The sequence below is a fragment of the uncultured Thiothrix sp. genome, assembly GCF_937876535.1.
Lineage (GTDB): Bacteria > Pseudomonadota > Gammaproteobacteria > Thiotrichales > Thiotrichaceae > Thiolinea.
Genome location: NZ_CALFHZ010000018.1, coordinates 120,042 through 140,708, shown reverse-complemented (window position 1 = coordinate 140,708; position 20,667 = coordinate 120,042). Strand labels below are relative to the sequence as shown.

At 44.9% G+C, this 20,667-nt stretch carries 19 protein-coding genes; 12 read left to right on the top strand and 7 right to left on the bottom strand.

Annotated features, from left to right (window positions below; genetic code table 11):
- Window positions 1-88: 88 nt before the first annotated feature.
- The 8 genes from msuE (at window position 89) to Q0230_RS09690 (ending at window position 7,948) form a co-directional block, all read left to right on the top strand.
- Window positions 89-655 carry an FMN reductase gene (msuE, locus tag Q0230_RS09725; RefSeq protein ID WP_298609788.1) on the top strand — a complete coding sequence of 189 codons (567 nt, stop codon included), beginning with the start codon at window positions 89-91 and terminating at the stop codon, window positions 653-655.
- 28 nt (window positions 656-683) lie between these two features.
- On the top strand, window positions 684-1,778 hold the full coding sequence (gene sfnG, locus Q0230_RS09720) for a dimethylsulfone monooxygenase SfnG (protein WP_298609787.1): 1,095 nt from the start codon (window positions 684-686) through the stop codon (window positions 1,776-1,778).
- 10 nt (window positions 1,779-1,788) lie between these two features.
- Window positions 1,789-2,943: an AMP-binding protein gene (locus Q0230_RS09715; RefSeq protein ID WP_298609786.1), complete on the top strand. Its 1,155-nt coding sequence runs from the start codon at window positions 1,789-1,791 to the stop codon at window positions 2,941-2,943.
- 11 nt (window positions 2,944-2,954) lie between these two features.
- Entirely contained in the window at window positions 2,955-3,746 is a 792-nt protein-coding gene (locus Q0230_RS09710) for an ABC transporter ATP-binding protein (protein ID WP_298609785.1), read from the top strand.
- Between the two features lie 21 nt (window positions 3,747-3,767).
- Complete coding sequence (locus Q0230_RS09705; protein WP_298609784.1) at window positions 3,768-4,649, top strand: branched-chain amino acid ABC transporter permease; 882 nt, start codon at window positions 3,768-3,770, stop codon at window positions 4,647-4,649.
- Window positions 4,650-4,658: 9 nt separating this feature from the next.
- On the top strand, window positions 4,659-5,732 hold the full coding sequence (locus tag Q0230_RS09700; RefSeq protein ID WP_298609782.1) for a branched-chain amino acid ABC transporter permease: 1,074 nt from the start codon (window positions 4,659-4,661) through the stop codon (window positions 5,730-5,732).
- Between the two features lie 42 nt (window positions 5,733-5,774).
- Entirely contained in the window at window positions 5,775-7,109 is a 1,335-nt protein-coding gene (locus Q0230_RS09695; RefSeq protein WP_298609781.1) for an ABC transporter substrate-binding protein, read from the top strand.
- An 80-nt stretch (window positions 7,110-7,189) separates the two neighbouring features.
- Window positions 7,190-7,948 carry an ABC transporter ATP-binding protein gene (locus Q0230_RS09690; RefSeq protein ID WP_298609780.1) on the top strand — a complete coding sequence of 253 codons (759 nt, stop codon included), beginning with the start codon at window positions 7,190-7,192 and terminating at the stop codon, window positions 7,946-7,948.
- 40 nt (window positions 7,949-7,988) lie between these two features.
- Here the strand turns inward: Q0230_RS09690 and Q0230_RS09685 are convergent, their stop codons facing one another.
- A complete protein-coding gene (locus tag Q0230_RS09685) occupies window positions 7,989-9,173 on the bottom strand; it encodes an acyl-CoA dehydrogenase family protein (RefSeq protein ID WP_298609779.1) in 1,185 nt (394 codons plus the stop codon).
- Window positions 9,170-10,330 (bottom strand): FMNH2-dependent alkanesulfonate monooxygenase, encoded by a 1,161-nt coding sequence (gene ssuD / locus Q0230_RS09680; RefSeq protein ID WP_298609778.1) that lies wholly within the window; start codon window positions 10,328-10,330, stop codon window positions 9,170-9,172. Before ssuD ends, Q0230_RS09685 begins: the two co-directional genes overlap by 4 nt.
- 294 nt (window positions 10,331-10,624) lie before the next feature.
- Here ssuD and Q0230_RS09675 point away from each other — a divergent pair, with 294 nt between their 5' ends.
- Together Q0230_RS09675 and Q0230_RS09670 are read left to right on the top strand one after the other, a co-directional pair.
- The gene (locus Q0230_RS09675) at window positions 10,625-11,725 is read left to right on the top strand and encodes a sigma-54-dependent Fis family transcriptional regulator (protein ID WP_298609777.1); all 1,101 of its coding nucleotides are present in this window, start codon (window positions 10,625-10,627) and stop codon (window positions 11,723-11,725) included.
- Between the two features lie 222 nt (window positions 11,726-11,947).
- Window positions 11,948-12,325 (top strand): VOC family protein, encoded by a 378-nt coding sequence (locus Q0230_RS09670; RefSeq protein ID WP_298609776.1) that lies wholly within the window; start codon window positions 11,948-11,950, stop codon window positions 12,323-12,325.
- 12 nt (window positions 12,326-12,337) lie between these two features.
- Here Q0230_RS09670 and Q0230_RS09665 read toward each other — a convergent pair whose 3' ends face one another.
- Window positions 12,338-13,489 carry a GGDEF domain-containing protein gene (locus Q0230_RS09665; RefSeq protein ID WP_298609775.1) on the bottom strand — a complete coding sequence of 384 codons (1,152 nt, stop codon included), beginning with the start codon at window positions 13,487-13,489 and terminating at the stop codon, window positions 12,338-12,340.
- Window positions 13,490-13,684: 195 nt separating this feature from the next.
- On the opposite strand from Q0230_RS09665, the gene Q0230_RS09660 reads away from it, so the two are divergent.
- Window positions 13,685-14,563, top strand: a complete 879-nt coding sequence (locus Q0230_RS09660; protein ID WP_298609774.1) for an SPFH domain-containing protein — start codon at window positions 13,685-13,687, stop codon at window positions 14,561-14,563.
- A 2-nt stretch (window positions 14,564-14,565) separates the two neighbouring features.
- Window positions 14,566-15,000: an NfeD family protein gene (locus Q0230_RS09655; protein ID WP_298609773.1), complete on the top strand. Its 435-nt coding sequence runs from the start codon at window positions 14,566-14,568 to the stop codon at window positions 14,998-15,000.
- Window positions 15,001-15,024: 24 nt separating this feature from the next.
- Here the strand turns inward: Q0230_RS09655 and Q0230_RS09650 are convergent, their stop codons facing one another.
- The 4 genes from Q0230_RS09650 to Q0230_RS09635 all read right to left on the bottom strand — a co-directional run bounded on the left by Q0230_RS09650 (window position 15,025) and on the right by Q0230_RS09635 (window position 20,570).
- Window positions 15,025-15,936, bottom strand: coding sequence for a CPBP family intramembrane glutamic endopeptidase (locus Q0230_RS09650; protein ID WP_298609772.1), 912 nt, complete (start codon window positions 15,934-15,936; stop codon window positions 15,025-15,027).
- 14 nt (window positions 15,937-15,950) lie between these two features.
- Window positions 15,951-17,009 carry a Holliday junction branch migration DNA helicase RuvB gene (ruvB, locus tag Q0230_RS09645; protein ID WP_298609771.1) on the bottom strand — a complete coding sequence of 353 codons (1,059 nt, stop codon included), beginning with the start codon at window positions 17,007-17,009 and terminating at the stop codon, window positions 15,951-15,953.
- Window positions 17,010-17,141: 132 nt separating this feature from the next.
- On the bottom strand, window positions 17,142-19,154 hold the full coding sequence (locus tag Q0230_RS09640) for an Ig-like domain-containing protein (protein WP_298609770.1): 2,013 nt from the start codon (window positions 19,152-19,154) through the stop codon (window positions 17,142-17,144).
- A gap of 12 nt (window positions 19,155-19,166) precedes the next feature.
- On the bottom strand, window positions 19,167-20,570 hold the full coding sequence (locus Q0230_RS09635) for an OmpP1/FadL family transporter (protein WP_298609768.1): 1,404 nt from the start codon (window positions 20,568-20,570) through the stop codon (window positions 19,167-19,169).
- Between the last annotated feature and the right edge of the window lie 97 nt (window positions 20,571-20,667).

The window sequence follows — 20,667 nt, the reverse complement described above, 5'->3', positions numbered from 1 at the left end:
TAAGTTATTGATAATATAAGAAATTAAATTTGGCACAGTCCCTGCAATAAAAAGTCATTGTTTCTTAAGTTAAGCGGCAGGGATAAAAATGGCTCAATATTTGAATTTAGTAACCGTATCGGGGAGCTTACAAACTCCATCAAGAACCTCAGCTTTAGTGAATGCCTTAGCTAGCCAAATCGCTAAACATCGCTCATTGAATATTGAGACGATTGAAATTGGAGATATAGCGTCTGAATTAGGTCAAGTCACTCGCCCAGATAAAGCGCCTCATAACATTCAAAAGGCTATTAAATCGATTGAAACTGCTGATTTTTTAATTGTGGCAACTCCAGTCTATCGAGGCTCTTATACAGGGCTGTTCAAGCATCTTTTTGATCTCGTTCACCATGAAGCCTTAATTGACAAGCCTGTGTTATTAGCAGCTACGGGTGGTAGCGAACGCCATACCTTAATCATTGAACATCAGCTACGCCCACTGTTCGCATTTTTTCAGGCGAATACGCTGGCAATTGGTGTGTATGGGGTGGAAAGTGAATTTGAAAATTACAAAGTCAATAGTGTTTCACTACAAAGCCGTCTAGAGCTAGCTACCCAGCGTGCGCTCCCCATCCTTGATCAAGTGCAAGCTGCCAAACGTGCTTTGGCTGCCTGAAAATTATTTGCTTAAAGAGGTTTAGATTATGGGTCAACAGGAAATCAAATTTGCCTACTGGGTGCCTAATGTGAGTGGTGGCTTAGTAGTTAGTAAAATTGAACAACGAACCAGTTGGGATATCGATTACAACCGTCGCCTTGCTCAATTAGCCGAGGAAAATGGTTTTGATTATGCGCTATCACAGATTCGCTTTACTGCAGGTTATGGAGCAGATAATCAACATGAGCCGGTCGCCTTTTCACATGCTTTACTAGCGGCTACCAACAAACTAACGGTCATTGCAGCGATTTTACCAGGGCCTTGGAAGCCTGCCGTGGTTGCTAAGCAGTTAGCTACCATTGATAACCTCACGAACGGACGGATTGCCGTCAATATTGTCTCTGGCTGGTTTAAAGGCGAGTTTACCGCGATTGGTGAGCCGTGGTTAGAGCATGATGAACGCTATCGCCGTTCTGAAGAATTTATTCGCGCGTTAAAAGGTATTTGGACGGAAGATAATTTTAATTTTGCCGGTGATTTTTATCGTTTCCGTGATTATACCTTAAAACCTAAGCCGACCCGCAAACCGCATCCTGAAATTTTCCAAGGTGGTAGCTCGCGTGCTGCCCGCGATATGGCTGCCCGTGTCTCTGATTGGTATTTCACGAACGGCAATACCGTGGAAGGCATTAAGGCACAAATTGATGATATTCGCAGTAAGGCGGCTCAACACCATCATCACGTCAAAATCGGTGTGAATGCTTTCATTATTGCCCGCGATACTGAAGAAGAAGCCAAAGCTGTTTTAGCTGAGATTATTGAAAAAGCCGATCCTGAAGCAGTGAATGCGTTTGGTGATGCGGTCAAACAAGCAGGTAAAGCTAGCCCTGAGGGTGAAGGTAATTGGGCAAAATCTAGCTTCGAAGATTTAGTGCAATACAATGATGGGTTCAAAACCAATCTGATTGGCACCCCCCAACAAATTGCTGAGCGAATCGTTGCGCTAAAGGCAGTGGGTGTCGATTTGATTTTATCAGGATTCCTACATTATCACGAGGAAGTAGCTTATTTCGGTCAGAAAGTATTGCCTTTGGTACGTGAGCTAGAGGCTAAAGCCGCACTCAGTACTCAAGCCGCTTAAGGAGTCAAGCATGTCTAACTACCCCCACACTTTAACTGAGCTACTGGTTTACCAATCCGAGCAGCAACCACAGGGTATTGCCTTACGCTATAAGCAGCGTGGGATTTGGCAGACTAAAACGTGGAAAGAGTTATCTGAAGTTCTAGAAAAACTCGCAGCTGCTTTAATAGAGTGTGGGTTTGGTAGTGATGACAGCTTGGTGTTAATTACCCCTCCTAGTTCAGAGGCATTGCTATTGGCCTTAGCTGCTCAAGCCTTAGGTGGTAAGGCTATTCCACTGGATCCACAGCTTAGTAATACAGAATTAGTCACCTTACTTAAACACATTGATAGTCCATTTCTGTTTATTGCGGATACCTCATGGTTACAACGCATTGCTGCCTATCGTTGCGAATTAGATGTTTGTATCTACGCACAAGGACAAGACCGTATTAATGCGCGCTATGTTTTAGCCTACACAGAACTACTAGAGTCCAACCGTCGTGTGAGTGCTGCTAGCTTTGTGGCTCAAGCTAATGGCACTGCCTTTCGTTTTTACCGCTTTAATGCTGACCATCAACCTGAGCAACAAAGTTTTAGCCATGAATGGCTAGTCACTCATGCGCAACAACTGGTTGAGCATGAGCAGTTGTATGAACAAGATGAGGTTTTATTAACGCGTGCTTATGCAGCTCCTGAGCAAGCACGCTATTTATTAGCTCCGTGGTTAGTCGCTGGTTTTCGCCTAAATTTTCCAGAACTCCTAGAAACCCGCGACACGGATCGGCGCGAAATTGGCCCAAGCTTCATTCTAGGCAAAAAATCGACTTGGGAACGGCTGATTCAGATTACCGAACAGCGCCTACCTAAACCAGGTACATGGGCGCGCCGTTGGATAGACAGCTCATTGCAAGCACCACCGTCTTCTTGGCTAAAGCGCTTACATTACTACACCCTTGGCTACTGGTTAGTGCGCCGTCCGTTAAAGGATGTGCTAGGGATAAGCCGTACTCGCGTACCGTTATTAATTGGCGAACCTTTAACACCTGAAGCACAAGCTTGGTTTCAACGCCTAGGCTTGGACATACGGATTTATCCTGAATACCAACAATGGCAAGTAGCTCCCGTTAAGCAGGAGAGCGATAAGTTCTTGTCTCCTGCGCTTTATCACCTGCAATGGATTTAGGGAGTACTGAATTGACTAGCACGGCTCACACTCTCCTTCCACCTTTATTGAAATTAGAAAATATTTCCTTGGCTTTCAAAGGGGTTAAAGCAATCACTGATATTAGTTTTGAAGTACAAGCGAAACGGATTACTGCACTCATTGGGCCAAATGGAGCTGGGAAAAGCTCACTCCTAAATGTGATCAATGGGGTTTACCAGCCTCAAGCAGGCACAATTACCTTCAAACAAATTCCCCATAAACAGATGACCCCTCGTTATGCGGCCCAGCAGGGAATTGCGCGTACTTTTCAAAATATTGCCTTATTCAAAGGCATGAGTGTCCTAGATAACCTACTGACCGGCCGCACCCTCAAACGTCACAGCACTTGGTTAGAACAAGCCTTCCGTGTTGGACGTGCGCCAAGGGAAGATAGAAGCAATCGCGAATATGTGGAGCAACTGATTGATTTTCTGGATTTAACTGCATGGCGAAAAACCTTGGTAGGTACTTTGCCTTATGGCATTCAAAAACGGGTGGAGTTAGGCCGAGCGCTGGCTGCTGAACCCACGTTATTACTTCTAGATGAGCCGATGGCGGGTATGAATGCTCAAGAAAAGCAAGAAATGAGTGAGTTTATTCGCGCCATCAATCGCGAGTTTGGTACCACTATTGTCTTGATTGAGCACGACCTTAGTGTCGTCATGAGCTTGTCTAACCATTTAGTTGTGTTGGATTACGGCAAAAAAATTGGTGATGGTAGCCCTGAAGAAGTGCGCCACAACCCTGAAGTGATTGCCGCTTACTTAGGCACTCGCCATTAAGGCTCAGATGAGGGCTAAATAATGAATTTCTTTTTTGAAGTCTTAGTGGGTGGTTTATTAGCCGGGGTTATGTATTCCCTTGTAGCCATCGGTTTCGTACTTATCTACAAAGCCTCAGGTGTATTCAATTTTGCTCAAGGCGCTATGGTTTTATTTGCGGCCCTCACTTTCGTGAGCCTATTAGAACGTGGGGTTCCCTTCTGGCTGTGCTTTCTTATGACACTTGCCGTGATGATAGTTCTAGCCTTGGGGATTGAGCGTTGGGTTCTAGCCCCTTTAGCAAATCGTTCTCCGATTACCTTATTCATGGCTACCTTAGGCTTGTCTTATGTCATTGAAGGTTTGGCTCAATTGCTTTGGGGAGCACAAGTACATGGTTTAGAGCTAGGCATCAAAGATGAACCTTTCATTATTGGCGGTATTTTCCTCTCACAGTTTGATTTATTCGCAGCAGGCATCGCGTTAAGCCTAGTCATTATCCTGTCAATTTTCTTCAATAAAACTCAGATTGGTTTATCACTACGAGCCGTAGCCGATGACACCCTAGCGGCTCTCGCTGTAGGCATTCGCTTGCCCAAAGTTTGGGTCATTGTCTGGTCAGTCGCTGGGTTTGTTGGCTTGGTTGCGGGTTTATTGTGGGGCGCGCGTGTCGGGGTGCAATTCTCCTTATCATTAATCGTATTGAAAGCCTTGCCAGTCCTGATTATTGGGGGCTTTACTTCGATTGAAGGTGCGATTGTTGGGGGATTAATTGTCGGTGCTAGCGAAAAATTGGCAGAGGTCTATTTAGGTTCTGTTATAGGTGGAGGGATTGAAAACTGGTTTCCCTATGTGCTTGCTCTCGGCTTTTTATTAATTCGTCCAGCTGGCCTGTTCGGTGAGCAAGCCATTGAGCGTGTATAAGGAGTAAAAATGATGTTGTTTACTGAAGCCGGACAACTTGCTACCAGCTATAAAGCCGAACAAAAATTATTTCGCCTTAGACAGGACTATGTTGCTTTCGGCATCTTGTTATTCTTAGCCTTTGTCGCCCTTCCATATTGGGGCTCCGATTACTGGTTCAATGCAATTCTGATCCCTTTCTTAGTGTTATCGCTAGCTGGTTTGGGTCTCAACCTACTAACCGGTTATGCAGGGCAATTATCTTTGGGCTCAGCAGCTTTCATGGCAGTCGGCGCTTTTGCTACTTACAACCTTGAGCTACGTATTCCAGATTTACCTTTGTTATTCAGTATCCTTGGAGGGGGCTTATTCGCTGCGGCAAGTTCCGTCATTTTTGGCTTACCCAGTGCAAGAATTAAAGGGTTTTATTTAATTGTGTCCACTCTAGCCGCACAATTCTTTATCCAATGGCTATTTACTAAATTTAGTTGGTTCTCAAACGGTAGTACTTCAGGGGTCATTACCGCTCCACCCTTAGTAATGGCAGGCTACGATTTTAGTACCCCTGTAGGGCGTTACTTACTAACCCTCAGCATTGTTGCAAGTTTATTTTTAATTGCGCGCAATCTGGTGCGAAGTGAATTGGGTCGGCATTGGATGGCGGTACGCGATAGGGATACAGCAGCAGCCGTCATGGGCATTCCGATTTTAAAAACCAAACTGCTCGCCTTCGGTATGAGTGGCTTTATCTTGGGCATTGCGGGTGCATTATGGGCGTTTACTTATCTAGGTACTGTCGAACCACACGGCTTTGACCTAACCCGCTCCTTCCAAATTCTGTTCATTATCATTATTGGTGGTATGGGAAGCTTACTGGGTAATTTCCTTGGTGCTGCTTTCATCGTCTTGCTACCGATACTGCTTTCTCAACTGATTGGTTTATTACCGGCTAATCACTGGGTTGATATTGGACAATTAGAGAACGCCCAAAAAATTATTTTTGGTGGCCTGATCATTTTCTTCCTGATTAAAGAACCCGATGGCTTAGCACGCTTATGGCAGCGATGCCGAGAACGTGCGCGGATTTGGCCACTACGCTATTAAAACTCTCAACCTCTCCTTTTAACTATTTGCTTAGGATCGATCATGCAACAACGTTTTAAAACGCTGTCGGCTTTGGCTGCGGCAGTTATTAGCAGTACGCTAACAGTTAATACAGCACAAGCTGGGAGCAATGAGCAGTATTTCCCACTACAAAGCTATCGGATAGGGCCATATGCTGCTGGTGGTACAGGTTTTTTTGGTGGATTTATTGACTACTTACAGAATGTTAATGCCAAAGGTGGTGTGAATGGGGTCAAGTTAACATGGAGCGAGTGTGAAACCGAATATATAGTCGAGAAAGGGGTGGAATGCTATGAGCGCTTAAAAACTGGCCTAAATGGTGCCCCTGCCGCGGCTACTAATCCTTTATCAGTGGGTATTGCCTATGCTACGTTAGAGCGTTCTACCAATGATAAATTACCGCTGATTACGATCAATCATGGCCGCACTGACTCGACGGATGGCAGTGTTTTTCCTTATGTCTTCCCTTTGCAACTTAACCCTTATTCAGAAGTTTCTGCGATTATTAACTATATTGCCCAACAGGCCGGTGGTTTGGATAAATTAAAAGGCAAAAAGATAGTTACGCTTTATCACGGCTCGCCTTATGGACAAGAAACTAATCCAATTATTGATTTGCTGGCCAAAAAGTACGGCTTCGAATCGACTACTATTGAAGTGCCTCACCCAGGCAATGAGCAGCAATCCCAGTGGCTAAATATTCGACGCATCCAACCTGATTGGGTTATTTTGCGTGGTTGGGGAGTGATGAATCCAGTGGCTTTAAAAACTGCCCAAAAAACTGGTTTTCCGGTTGATCATATCATCGGTAATATCTGGAGTAATTCGGAAGAAGACGCAGCCCCCGCTGGAGATGCGGCTAAAGGCTTTATCTCCATCACTACCCACCCTTCTGGTACGGCTTTCCCTGTGCTGCAAGAAATTAAAAAGACTGTAGTCGATGCGGGAACAACCAATCTGTCTGACCCCAAACGTTTCGGTACGGTTTACTATAACCTTGGTGTTGTGAATGGGATTTTGAATGTTGAGGCAGTGCGTTTAGCTCAAGAAAAATTTGGTAAAACCCCTTTGACAGGTGAACAAGTTCAATGGGGCTTTGAGCATTTAAATATTGATGATGCACGCTTAAAAGACTTGGGCGCAGAAGGCTTATTACAGAAGCTCAAACTGTCTTGTTCAGACCATGAAGGCGGTGGGGCGGTACGCTTCCAACAATGGGACGGCACCCAATGGAAAGTAATTTCTGATTGGGTACAGGCTGATCGTGCTTTATTACGCCCCATCATTGAAGAATCTGCGCAAAAGTATGCGAAGGAAAAAGGCATTACACCGCGCGATTGCTCTAAAGAACTCTAAAGAACTCTAAAGTAGTACCGATAAATGTTAGGCCTGTTTAACAGGTCTAACGCCTGTATTCATCTTTTAGCGAGCTTAGCATGTCTACACCCATCTTAGAGCTGACGCATATCGAAGTGCTTTATAATCAAGTTATTTTAGCGGTTAAGGATATTTCACTCACTGTTTATCCCCAGCAAATTGTAGCTTTATTAGGGGCGAATGGTGCAGGGAAAAGTACTACGCTAAAGGCCATTTCTAATCTAGTTCGTGCAGAGCGTGGTGAAGTGACTAAAGGACAGATTAGCTATAAAAGTCAGCTGATTACCCACACAGACCCTGCAAAGCTAGTCAGACAAGGTTTAGTTCAGGTATTAGAAGGACGTCATTGTTTCGGGCATTTAACGGTAGAAGAAAACCTTAAAACGGGGGCCCTACCTCTCAAACTCACTAAAGCTCAGCTTGATGCACAACTAGCCCGTATTTATACCTATTTTCCACGTCTGAAAACGCGGCGCTTTACACAGGCAGGTTATACTTCAGGCGGCGAGCAACAGATGGTCGCTATTGGACGTGCCTTGATGGCTCAACCCCAAATGATTTTATTAGACGAACCCTCTATGGGCTTGGCTCCACAGATTGTGGAAGAAATCTTCGAGATTATTCAGCAACTTCGCCTACAGGAAGGAACTAGTTTCCTGTTAGCTGAGCAAAATGCAGCGATTGCCTTGCATTATGCTGATTATGCTTATGTGCTAGAGACTGGCAAAGTAAATGTTCATGGTAAGGCGGAGCAACTGAGCCAAAATCCTGAATTACAAGCCTCGTATCTAGGAGCTGCTTTTTCTGTAGCTGCTTAAGTAGTTCAACCCGTGATCATTAATCATGGGTTGAACTGTATTAAGAATAAAACGAAGGAGTAGGGTAACGATTATTGAGCTGCCAATCGCCCAGCTCTTTGATTTTATAGTCGAAGGGGTCATGCAAACTATGAACACGCACATTGCGCCAATAACGATCTAAACCTAAAGTAGCTGTGGTTGCGCGTGCACCACAGACCTCAAACAAACGACTACTGACTTCCAAGCTAATTCGACCCGCTGCTAACTTAGCCAAAGTAACCGCTAAAGCTACTTCACCGCGCTGCTGCTCACTTAAATCCAGCTCCTGCTGCCAAGCTTGATCGAATAAATAAGTGGCTCTCTCATTTAAAAGGCGAGCACTTTCTAAACCCAAATAGAACTCTCCATAGCGACTAACAATGTATGGATCATCCAAGGCTGTAGCTGCTAATGAAGTAGACCAGCGCCGTGTTTGGGTATGCGTATAATGTTTTGCCTCTTGTAAAGCGCCTTCAGCAATACCTAAATAAATCTGCGTTAGGATCAATTGTGCCAATAAAGGGCGTAAGCAAGCAAAGGGCGAGGAGAGTGGACCTGGGTGAGTAAGCACTTCGTATTCATCAACCACCACGTATTCAAAACGCACACTGCCACTATCGGTCTGACGCTGCCCCATGTTATTCCAATCTTGATAGATATGAATGCCTGCTCGATCTGATGGTAAAACAGCAATCACCAGCTGATTTTGCCCTTGCGCATCTTTTTGGATGGCAGAGGCTAGTAACATTTGTGAATCCGTTGCACCTGAGCAAAAGCTTTTCTCTCCATTAAAAATACGTCCACCTGGTCGCGCTTCACTGGTAGTACGTTGATCTAAAGGATTTAAAGCATTCCCCCAAAAACAGCGGTATTTAGCACTATCGCGATACCAACGTTGCCATTGATCAGGTGCGCCAAATAAACGAGTGGTGGCTAGTAATAAGTGGTGAAATGCAAATACGTGTGCGAGTGAGCTATCAACTTGAGCAAGCTGGCGCACTGTATCCAAGGTTTGCTGCCAATTTAAACCTGCACCGCCCAATTCAATAGGAGTACTAATATTAAGTAAGCCACTTTGACGTAACAAATCACGTTCTATTTTCGGCGTTCCTCCAGACTTATCACGCGCTACGGCTGTTTTAGCAAAGTCAGTAATAATGCTATCTAAAGCCTGCTGAATAGGGTTAGGAATTGCCACGCTCATGCTGCTTTATCCTGCAAAACATTAAAGGCTTTTGGTGGAACAATATCATTCGCAATCACTTCACCACGAGGACCTTCTAAGGTAGTCTTGTTGGTTTGGTTTGATAGGGTTAAATCTAATAAAGGGAAGAGTAATTCAGCAGTACGATAAGCTTCCTCTAAATGTGGATAGCCCGATAAAACAAAGGTCTCAATCCCTAATGCTTGGTACTCTCTAATCCGTTCCGCTACCTCAGCAGCACTACCCACTAAAGCGGTGCCTGCTCCGCCACGTACCAAACCCACTCCAGCCCATAGATTGGGCGCGACCTCTAATTTATTACGCTGACCTTGGTGCAAAGCAGCCATACGTTGCTGGCCGACGGAGTCAAAACGGGCAAAGGCAGCCTGTGCAGCGGCAATGGTTTCGTCACTTACATGCGAAATTAAAGACGCTGCATCTCGCCATGCCTCCTCAGAGGTCTCTCGCACAATCACATGTAAACGAATCCCAAACTTTAAGGTACGTCCATGTTTGGCTGCACGTTCGCGTACATCACGTAACTTTTCAGCGACTGCAGCCAGTGGCTCACCCCAAGTTAAATACACATCCACTTGCTCGGCAGCTAAATTTAAAGCGACATCTGAGGAGCCACCAAAATATAAAGGGGGATGCGGCTGCTGCACGGAAGGGTATAAAGCCTTAGCATTCTCAACACTGATATATTTACCCTGATAAGAAACCGTCTCACCCGCAGCCACTTGCCGCCAAATCGTTAAGAATTCTTGAGCCTCTTCATAACGCTCTGTATGTGATAGAAAACTACCATCCCCACGTTGCTCGTCCGGATCACCGCCTGTGACCACATTTAATAACAGACGCCCATTAGAAATACGATCTAATGTGGCAGCCATGCGCGCGGATACAGTGGGCGAGATAATCCCTGGACGAATCGCTACCAGAAACTTTAGGCGTTGTGTTAAAGGCACAACAGAGGCAGCTACAATCCAAGCATCCTCACAGGAACGTCCAGTAGGAATAAGGACACCCTCATAACCTAAACGATCAGCAGCTTGGGCTACTTGCGTTAAATAACTATGATCAACAGTACGCGCACCTAAGGTAGTGCCTAAATAACGACTATCGCCATGTGTAGGGAGAAACCAGAAAATTTTCATTCTCAATCTGCTCATCAACTTAATTAACCAAGGTGTGAGCAGATACTGTGCCAACAAATAAAAAGTTAGCCATTTCAATTTCTTATAGAGTCTTATTCGGCCTAGGTCTGTTGTCATGACAGCATAAATGTTGACTAAGTGTTGCTAGAGCAACAAACCATATCCAATACAGAATAAGCACATGAGCTTTTATTAGTTAGGAATAAGCAGGATGTTTGCTAAGTTCGCCGCCATAGGCTATGGACAGTTTGTTGAATATGCCTTTCTGTAATAGCTTTTTTAGCGGAATCTAATATGCTTTCTTATTCAAATTGCTCAGATAGTGAGCCTTTACCATTAATTACCCTACCTAATGCTCAAACCTTAACCACTTCTATTCGTGCTACGGCTCTAGTATTTGAGGATCCTAAATCACTAGAGCTGCTCGCTTATATTCGGAATATTGCTCCCAGTGATGCGAATGTGCTGATTATGGGGGAAACAGGAACTGGCAAGGAATTAATTGCACGCCATGTTCATGCTTTAAGTAAACGGCAGCAAGGCCCCTTTATTGCTGTCAACTGCGGTGCGCTAACAGAGCAACTTGCAGAAAGTGAATTATTTGGGCATGAAAAAGGTGCGTTTACTGGAGCTTTAAGTAGCAAAATAGGATGGTTTGAAGCCGCTAATGGCGGTACTTTATTCTTGGATGAAATCGGTGATTTGCCGTTATCACTACAAGTTAAACTATTGAGAGTATTACAAGAGCGAGAGGTTGTTCGTTTAGGTTCACGTAAAGCGATCCCAATTAATGTAAGAATTATTGCTGCCACTAATGTGCGTTTAGAGGAGGCCGTTGCGGCTGGACGTTTTCGTGAAGACTTATTCTATCGCCTGCATGTGGCTAAATTAAGCCTACTGCCTTTAAGGGAGCGTAAGGGTGATATTATGCCTTTAGCCTGCTATTTCCTTCAGGAATATCGACGCCGTTTGAAATTAACTACCGTCAATCTGAGCAGCAGCGCTAAACAAAAACTACTGCAACATGCTTGGCCAGGAAATATCCGCGAGCTCGAAAATGCTATCCATTATGCACTGTTGGTATGCCATCATAACTTGATTCAAGCTGAGGATTTTCAATTAACAACTCTTCAAGTTGTCTCAACAACACCGCCAATTAACCAGACTCAGCCAGAAAATTTATTATCACAAGCACTGACTCAATTATACGATACGCCTAACCCTGAACTGTATGATTTTATTGAAAATACGGTTATCAAAACAGCTTATGAATATTGCCATTATAACCAAGTGCAGACAGCTCAACTATTAGGTATTAGCCGTAATATCCTTCGAGCCCGCTTGATTAAAGCTAACTTGTTACAAAATCGAAAGCTGATAGCTCAGCAGATTTGAAGTAGTTCATATAATTATCTCAAATCTAGTTCACGTGCTTACAGGAGTATTGCTCGTATAAAAATTTTAACCACCTTGGCCCTTAGACTTCACGCCAAGCATCTAGCACAACGCGCGTTTTACTTCTCTAATTCTGCAGTTTTCAAAGAGACTGAATTCTTTCAGGGTTTTTTGTTTTAAAACTGTCTAGTATCAGACATACCAGTTCAAGAGGAGAAGACTATGCGTTTCCGTTACACCATTTTGTATGTAGCTGATGTAGCAGCAAGTTTAAGTTTTTACCAGCAGGCTTTTGGCTTTACGCTTAAGATGCTACATGAGTCCGGTGATTATGGAGAGTTGCAAACGGGAGACACCTTATTAGCTTTTTCTTCCTTAAGCTTAATGCGTCAGTTAGGGAAGCACCCAGGAAGTGCTGATCCAAAACAGCCCATTTTTGAATTGGCTTTTGAAACTGAGGATGTTGAGCTTGCTTTGAAACAGGCTCTAGTAGCGGGTGCAAGCTTAGTCAAACAGCCGGAAACCATGCCTTGGGGACAAGTGATTGCTTATGTTAGTGATCCAAATGGTTTTCTAATTGAAATTTGTAGCCCTGTGTAGCTTGAGGATTGCTTAAACACTAGCTTGTTCAAATACTACTTGATTCCCTCCGTGGTACTGTGCCTGTTGTAAAGCGCGCTCGGAAGCTTTTAATAAAATTGCTGGATAAGCCACATCCAGTGGGTCAGTCTCAAGATTTGCTTGTTCACGTGTTGCCTGGGGTTGGCAGCTAGCAGCTCCAATACTGACTTTTAATCCAGTTAACTGTGCACAGGTCAATTGCTTGCGTTCAATTTCGCTCCGAAACTTTTCAGCAAGTTGTGCAGCTTCTTGAGTATTAGTAGTGGGCAAGAGGACGATAAAACGTTGATCATCATAACGTGCCACTAAATCACCGGCGCGTTGCACAGCTGACTTTAAATAGCTTGCTAACGCAATCAAACACTGTTCACTCGCATCGGTATCAGTTGCTTGATCAATGCCTAACATCAAAAGTGCTAAAGGCTCGCGAGTACGTGCGGAGCGACGCCATTCTAATTTAAATAATTGCTCAAATTGGCGGCGATTGGCTAATTGAGTGAGCGAATCGGTATTCATCTGCTCTAGCAATTTGCGCTGAGCAAGCTGGAAATTATGCATCAGTTGCGCTAAAGGTCGAGTTGCTAACAGGCCGACAATAGCAGCCGCCACTAGCACTAAACCCAATAAGCGAAAAATGGCCTCATTCGGCCAAAGCAACATTAAAGCCATTGGGAGCAATACCGCCGTGATTTGCACCGAAGCAATTGGCCAAGATAGCAACAGCATGGGCAAAGCACCTAAACTGACTAAGAGCAATAGAGCACTGTGGACTGCTAAAACTTCTATTTGATTCACAAACAGTAAAATACCGGATGCACCCCACAAGGCATGTAGGAGTGTACTCAGCAAGACATAACGTTGGGTGCGAGTTAATAAGCTATCTTCTGGGATTTTATCAATTTGGAAATGGCTGCTTACCCACCAACAACTGGCTGCCAATAAAGTAATACTGAGCAACCAAGCCATTAATAAGCCGACGCTAAAGGGCGGGTGTGCCCAAATTAAAAGACATAAAAATAAAGCTGCTAGCGTATGTAGCCAAAATAAAACGGCACCATAGCCTGCTAGACAAACCAATTGCTCATGCATCACAGCTGTTGGTAAGACTAAGAAATTATCCGTTGACAGCTTATGTTTGCCCATATACCTCGATCCATTTGCTAGCAAGCCAAGTTATAGCAGAAGCTTTTCTGTTTTTACGCTGAACGCAAAATTTTTCCGATAAGCTGTCTTCACCTCGGCACAGCCCCTAGCATGGTTAATCGCCTATTGGTTTTTGAATGGTATACTCTAAAAATAAGCGTACTCTATAAAAACAAATAAACTTAGGAGGGAATCATGTTCTTATACTTTGCCATAGCCATCATAGTTTTGGTGGTGACTTTATTTTTCATGGGGGTAAAGACAGTTCCACAAGGCTTTGCTTATACCGTGGAGCGTTTTGGCCGTTATGTCTATACCTTGCAACCGGGTTTGGGGGTGATTATGCCCTTTGTTTATCGAATTGGCCGCAAGGTCAATATGATGGAGCAAGTGTTAGATATTCTGCCACAGCAAGTCATTACAGCGGATAATGCGAATGTGAGTATTGATGGCGTAATTTTCTATCAAGTGTTTGATCCTGCCAAAGCCACTTATGAAGTCGCCAATTTGGAAAATGCCATCTTAAATCTCACAATGACTAATCTGCGCTCAGTGTGTGGTTCGATGGAATTAGATCATCTTCTGAGTAAGCGCGATGAAATCGGCGCGAGAGTTTTAACTATCGTGGATGAGGCAACTAGTGCTTGGGGAGTCAAAGTCTTGCGGGTGGAGATTAAAGATATTGAGCCGCCTGTTGAGCTAGTTAGGGCAATGAATCTGCAAATGACTGCTGAGCGTCAGAAGCGCGCCCAAATTACCGAGGCAGAAGGTAAAAAGCAATCGCAAATTCTCGAAGCTGAAGGTGCTAAATCCGCTGCTTTTTTGCGTGCAGAGGCGCGTGAGCGGGAGGCTCTGGCAGAAGCAAAAGCTACACAAATGGTCTCAGAAGCAGTGTCTAAAGGTGATGTGCAAGCCCTTAACTATTTCGTGGCACAAAAATACGTTGAAGCTTTAGGTAAGTTTGCGGATTCCAATCAGCAGAAAACGATCTTTATGCCTTTGGATACCAGTGGCTTAATGGGATCGATTGGCAGCATCAATGAGCTGTGGAAAGTCATGCGGGAGAAAGAGTAAGCATGATGAATCTTGAATTTTGGTACTGGCTAATTTTAGGCGCAGTGCTGCTTACTTTAGAAATGTTCGCACCCGGTGCAGTTTTAATGTGGTTTGGCTTCGGTGCTATCCTGACCGGCTTAGCGCTGTGGGTAGTTCCTGATTTAAGTTTAGGCTGGCAGCTTTTACTGTTTGGCGCGACTTCTATTTTAAGCCTCTATGCTTGGCGTAAATCCAAGTTTTTCCGTGATCCACCCACTGCAGAGCCAGAGTTAAATAATCGTCTACTCAATCATATTGGTAAGCGCTATGTCTTAAATGAAGCTATTGTCCAAGGCAGCGGTTCATTGCGGATTGGTGATAGTACGTGGCGGGTGCGTGGCAAAGATTTACCTGCTGGTACTAAGGTCGAAGTGGTCGGGGTTGAGGGGATAATTTTGTTGGTGGAAGTGGTTTAATGGGGTTAGATAAGTGATAGGCACTTAGCCTATCACTTGAGAGTTTGGCGTTTGCCCCCCATTCTGATGAGACAGTAATAAGGGTGGCAGGGGCAGAAAATGTATACGTGCATACCACCACAACCACGGCACCCCTACTACTAAGCCAAATACTCCCCAACCGGCTTGATCATAGAAATCTTGCATGGTCATGGGTGTAAAACCGCTCCACCACATACGATCCATCCATTCCATACTGACAGCAATCAGGTTATTCACAAAATGCACAATGATCGGGCCAACGAGTGAACGTGTTTTCATATACAGTAAGCAAAGAAATACACCGAACACAAAAGCCCCGAGCATGTCATAGTGCAGAAAAGCGAATAAACCCGAGGAGAGTAAGACGGCAGGAATCGGGCCTAATTTCAGCGTCCAGCGATTAAGTAAGTAGCCACGAAAAATAAACTCCTCCACAATGGGGGCGAAGATCACTGCGGCCACTACTGCGATAAAGTTCCCTAGCCAATAATGACCCTGCGCATCCCAATATAATAGGGGTGGGCTGTCGAGAAACCATTTCTGTACTAAATCAGGCGCAATAAAGGACAAAGGGTAATACATTAAATAAGCCAAGCCCATCGAGGAAATAATCATGCCGACAGCTAACCAAATGTATTGGGGAATTTCTGCGGGTGCGGGAACATTGAGTAAGAGCTGGGTAATTTCCTCACGGTGTTTGAAGCTCATCCACCATAATAGCCCCGCTAATACCGGATAGGTCATCGCAAACACAAAGCTTTCAATCGTAAAGAAACCACCTGCTGTGAAGAGGTGTTGGTTCTCTTGGGTTTGTTGAACCACTGCGTAGATGGAACCAATCAGAAAATACAGTACAAAGAAAAAAGTGCCTACCACCCAAGTAGAAGGCACTTCATCTAAAGGATTAGAACGCATGCGCAATCCTTGGTTTAGTTGTCAGTATCATGGAACAGCTCCAGTGAAACTTGTTCTTGCAAAGCAGCGTTACTAGGCATCGACATGCCAAAATATTGCCAAGTATGGCGAGTAGCCACGCGCCCCCGAGGGGTACGCATCAAAAAGCCTTGCTGGATCAAATAAGGTTCTAACACATCTTCAATCGTGCCACGTTCTTCACCAATGGCGGCCGCTAAACTATCCACACCAACGGGGCCACCATCAAATTTCTCCAGCATGGCTAATAGCAAGCGCCGATCCATATGATCTAAGCCTTGATCATCCACATTCAGCATATTGAGGGCACGATCAGCAAGCTCAGGTGTGACCCGTCCATCGCCTTTAACCTGTGCATAATCCCGCACACGACGGAGTAAGCGATTGGCAATCCGTGGCGTACCTCGGGAACGCTTAGCTATTTCATATGCGCCGCCTTCTTCCATTGGCACATTTAAGATATTAGCAGCCCGCCCAACGATATAAGCGAGGTCATCCACATTATAAAACTCTAAGCGTTGCACAATCCCAAAGCGGTCGCGTAGCGGTGAGGTTAATAAACCAGCGCGGGTAGTAGCACCGACTAAGGTGAAGGGGGGTAAATCCAGTTTAATTGAACGAGCTGCAGGGCCTTCACCAATCATAATATCTAGCTGAAAATCTTCCATCGCTGGATAGAGAATCTCTTCGACCATGGGGCTGAGGCGATGAATTTCATCAATGAATAACACATCATGCGGCTCCAGATTGGTCAGGAGTGCAGCTAAATCACCGGCTTTTTCTAAAACAGGGCCTGAAGTTTGGCGTAGATTCGCACCCATTTCTTGAGCAATGATATTCGATAAGGTGGTTTTGCCTAAGCCGGGGGGGCCAAAAATCAAGGTATGATCGAGCGCATCACCCCGCGCCCGTGCGGCGCCGATGAAAATCTCCATTTGTTCGCGCACCACGGGCTGACCAATATAATCTTTGAGGCGACGTGGGCGAATATGTTCATCAACATACTCTTCTTCACGTGAGCTAGTAGGGGAAATCATGCGATTATTTTCAGACATTGTTCTATTCCAGAGAGCCTGTTAGCCCTACACCATAGCAAATGCAGCTTGAAAACACATCCACGGATTTGGTGCAGAAAAAAGCCCTTTTACATCAAGCAAAAGGGCTGAACAGAAGCAAAATAACTAGGCTTATTGTTTAACCACGGCTGGATTAAACACTGGGATAGCTGCACCGCGTTTCACTTGGAATACGGCAGTTTCTGCTTGCATTTCAGTGGTCGCAGCTAAGGAACTGCTTGGATCTAACAGTGATCCATGTACACCTTCAGTGAAGCGGACGACTCCATCCGGCGTACCCGTTTGGGTAATCGATTTTAAGCCCATGACACTAATCAAGGGTTCAGTACCCGATAACGGCGCGCCTACCACACGATTAGGAATCACCTTATCGCTCCCCACCCCATTTAAACCGACCACTTCCATCATATGAATCGGGTGTTTGGCAGCAGCTCTCTTACCTAAGACAATCGGATCGGCGGGGTCACTTACCCATTGAGCAACTGCCATAAAGGTATCATATGCTGCAGTACCTTTAATGACGCCACTCGCGGCTAAACCTTGTTGAATAGCAGGGCCAAAGGTCTCAGAGCCATCCAATAAACGGGCAATACCGCCCCCTGGAACAGCTAAAGTGGCTGGGGTGCTGGTGGCTTCTTGGCTTAGATACCCTGTACCTACCATAGAGCCTAAGGAGATACCTACAAAGCCGACCTTTTTCGTGTCCAAAGGAATAGGACTCATACTTTGGATACTACCTAAACTCTTACGTAAGACCGTCAAATCAGAAATGCCTTGGCGGATATTATCCCGCGAGGTACGCAAGCTACTCAGATTAATGAAATAAGAGCCAGAGCTATCAATTATCCCATCTGCACCGGTCGCACCTGTACTGTTATTACGTAAATCCAGATTGAAAGTACGCTCGACATCGCCGGAGAAGGCAGGGTTGAGATCCGCTTTCAGCGGATTAGTGTTGTCAGTAATTCCGTGCAAAGGTAGATCAATCGCTACTACCGCAAAACCTACATCAGCCATAGTGTCTGCAATTGCCAACATATCTAAGCGACTACGAGTAATACCGTGTTGGAAGATGATGACTGGCCAACCCGTGGCTGGTGGAGTTGCACCCACCAAGGAAGTCGCATTCGGCACACTCATCAAGACTGGAACGGTTTGAGTGCTTTTTGACTTGGGTGTTGGGTTATAGCGGGTGAGATTGCTATCACCCACACCTTGCCAATAACTAGTTAAAGGCGCTTTTGCATTCAGATAATAAGGCAGGTCTAAGCTACCTATATGCACATTCGCTTTGCCACGTAAGTTACTAGAGAAGGTTTTAGTCGTGCCTAAAGCCGGTGACATCAACATTTTGCTAGCTTTTGCTTGCGCAACGGCAGCTTGGAGTACAGGTGTGACTGATTGAGTGGTAAATGTCCAACTCAAAATGATACGTTGCTTTGCTACGCCTTTCCCTACCGCAGCCGCTTCTTGAGTACCGATTAATTGGCGCAAAGGCTCTAAAGCAGCATAAGGTGTATTCGCCAAGGATTGAGTCGCTTTTGCCAGTAAATAGTAAGAGGAGCTAGCCGCTGCTTTACCCGCTTTATCTTTAATACTATTAGTCAATACGACCATATAGCCGGTGCTTTCTTTTAAAGGTTTAAGCGGTACTAAAACTAAAGTTTTGCCATCAGCAGTTGGTGTCGCATAAATATCTGCCGCCGTCAGTTCCTTTTCAATACTAGTGACAGCACCAGTAGCCAGGTCTTTTTTGACTTCATACACATACACACTACTACCAACCTTTACGGTAGAGGCATCCATCACATTACTGAAGGCTGTGGTAATCGGTGCAGTCAAAGCAAAACCATCTAAGGAGTTAATGGCTTCATAGAGGGGTAACTTCGAGGCAGGCAAATTAGTGGTGGGAATATTTAAAGTACCATCGGTGCTACCCCGGAAGAGTAAATCATTGGTACTAGGAATAATGCCATTTGTAGGGTCAAATAAAGGGGAAAGTGCAGGGCTGTAGTTGTTTTGCGCATTTGTTTGGCTGGCATCGAAATCATAAGCTAGCACATTGTAACTGGCTAGGCCTAAGGCTGCTGCTAAACAGAAGGCTAAGCTTTTAGGTTTAATCATGTTTAGGCCCTCTTAAAATGACATATTGAATTGCGCGCTGATAATGTCAACGCTGGCATCGAAAACCCCACGCACGGCATAACCATTGTCTTCACTGGTATTATCAATGGGGGTTTCACCCATGAATAAATGTGCGTAACCGAGATCAAGGCTAGAGGTTTTATTTAATTTATAATTCGCGCCTACGGCTAACCAAGTACGGTCATTATCTGGGGTGCGCGGAGTGCGCAATTTAGCGTTAGGAATCGGTGTTTTATCTAAAGCTACCCCACCCCGTAGTTTCAAACGATCATTATATTGATAACTCGCCCCCACCGAATAACGGGTCACATCTTTCCATTTCTCATCCACATTGGTGACAATTGCGCCAGTTTTCTTATCCACTACCCGCAAGCGCTCGAAACTACTCCAGCCAGTCTGGGTAATATCACCGAGTAATTCGACTTTATCGTTCACTTTGTGCGCAACTGCTAAAGATAGCGTGTCGGGGAGATTCGCGTCAGCTGTTACATCAACATCATTAAAGCGAGTGACACCTGTGGCGGTGAGAATCGGTTGTAAAGCAGCGTTAACACTATAATCAGCCTTACCTTCTAATTTATGATTTATAGCACTGCGATAACTGAGTCCAACTTTAGTTTTATCATTAGGCTTATACATAGCGCCTAAGTTATAACCGAACGATACATCATCACCGCTAATGACCACTTTGCTATCGGTGGCTTTATTGGACAAGGTAGGCATGGCTCTTAAGCAGCTCAATAATAAATCGCCACTATTAGCCGCACTTGCAATACTGCGACAAGCAGCAGCGGAGTCAATCGCACTACCTAACTCCACGGTAATATATTGCAGATTAACCCCACCGCCGAAAGTAAGTTGCTCATTCACTTCATAAGCAATAGAGGGGTTAATATTGACAGTTTGCATGGAAGAGTCTAAGGCGTTATAGCGCCCAATCCAATCATCCTCATAATTGGTTTCTAGACCAAAGGGGGCATTAATGCCAACTCCTGCGGTCAGTTTTTCATTAATACGTTTAACTGCATAAGCATTCGGTACGAAGGCTGCCTTACCGCCGTCATCATTTTTGCCAATTAAAGCTGCTTTGGCTTGCTCGAAGTCCCCACCGGTCAATGCTGGGTTGACCCAAGAGCCTTTATTGGTGAATTTCGCTTTAGGGATAATGATATGACCAGCGGCGCTGACATGAGTACCATCGCCCAACTCAGCCATCCCTGCAGGATTAAACCAAGTAGTTGAGGCATCCTCAGCGACGGCAGCTGCACCAGCAAAGGCATTCCCCATGCCTGAAGCGGAGTTTTCAATCAGAGCGAAGCCCGCCGCCTGCGCAGTAGTACTAAGAGCAAAGGTTATAGATACAGCCAGAAAGGTTCTAGCAGGTAGCTTTATCATCGTTATTCCTCCTCCTGTTGGATACCTTACAAAAGTAACAGAAAATTCACTTGAAAAGAAACTACCTGTTGCAAAACTACGACAGTTCAGCTACTGC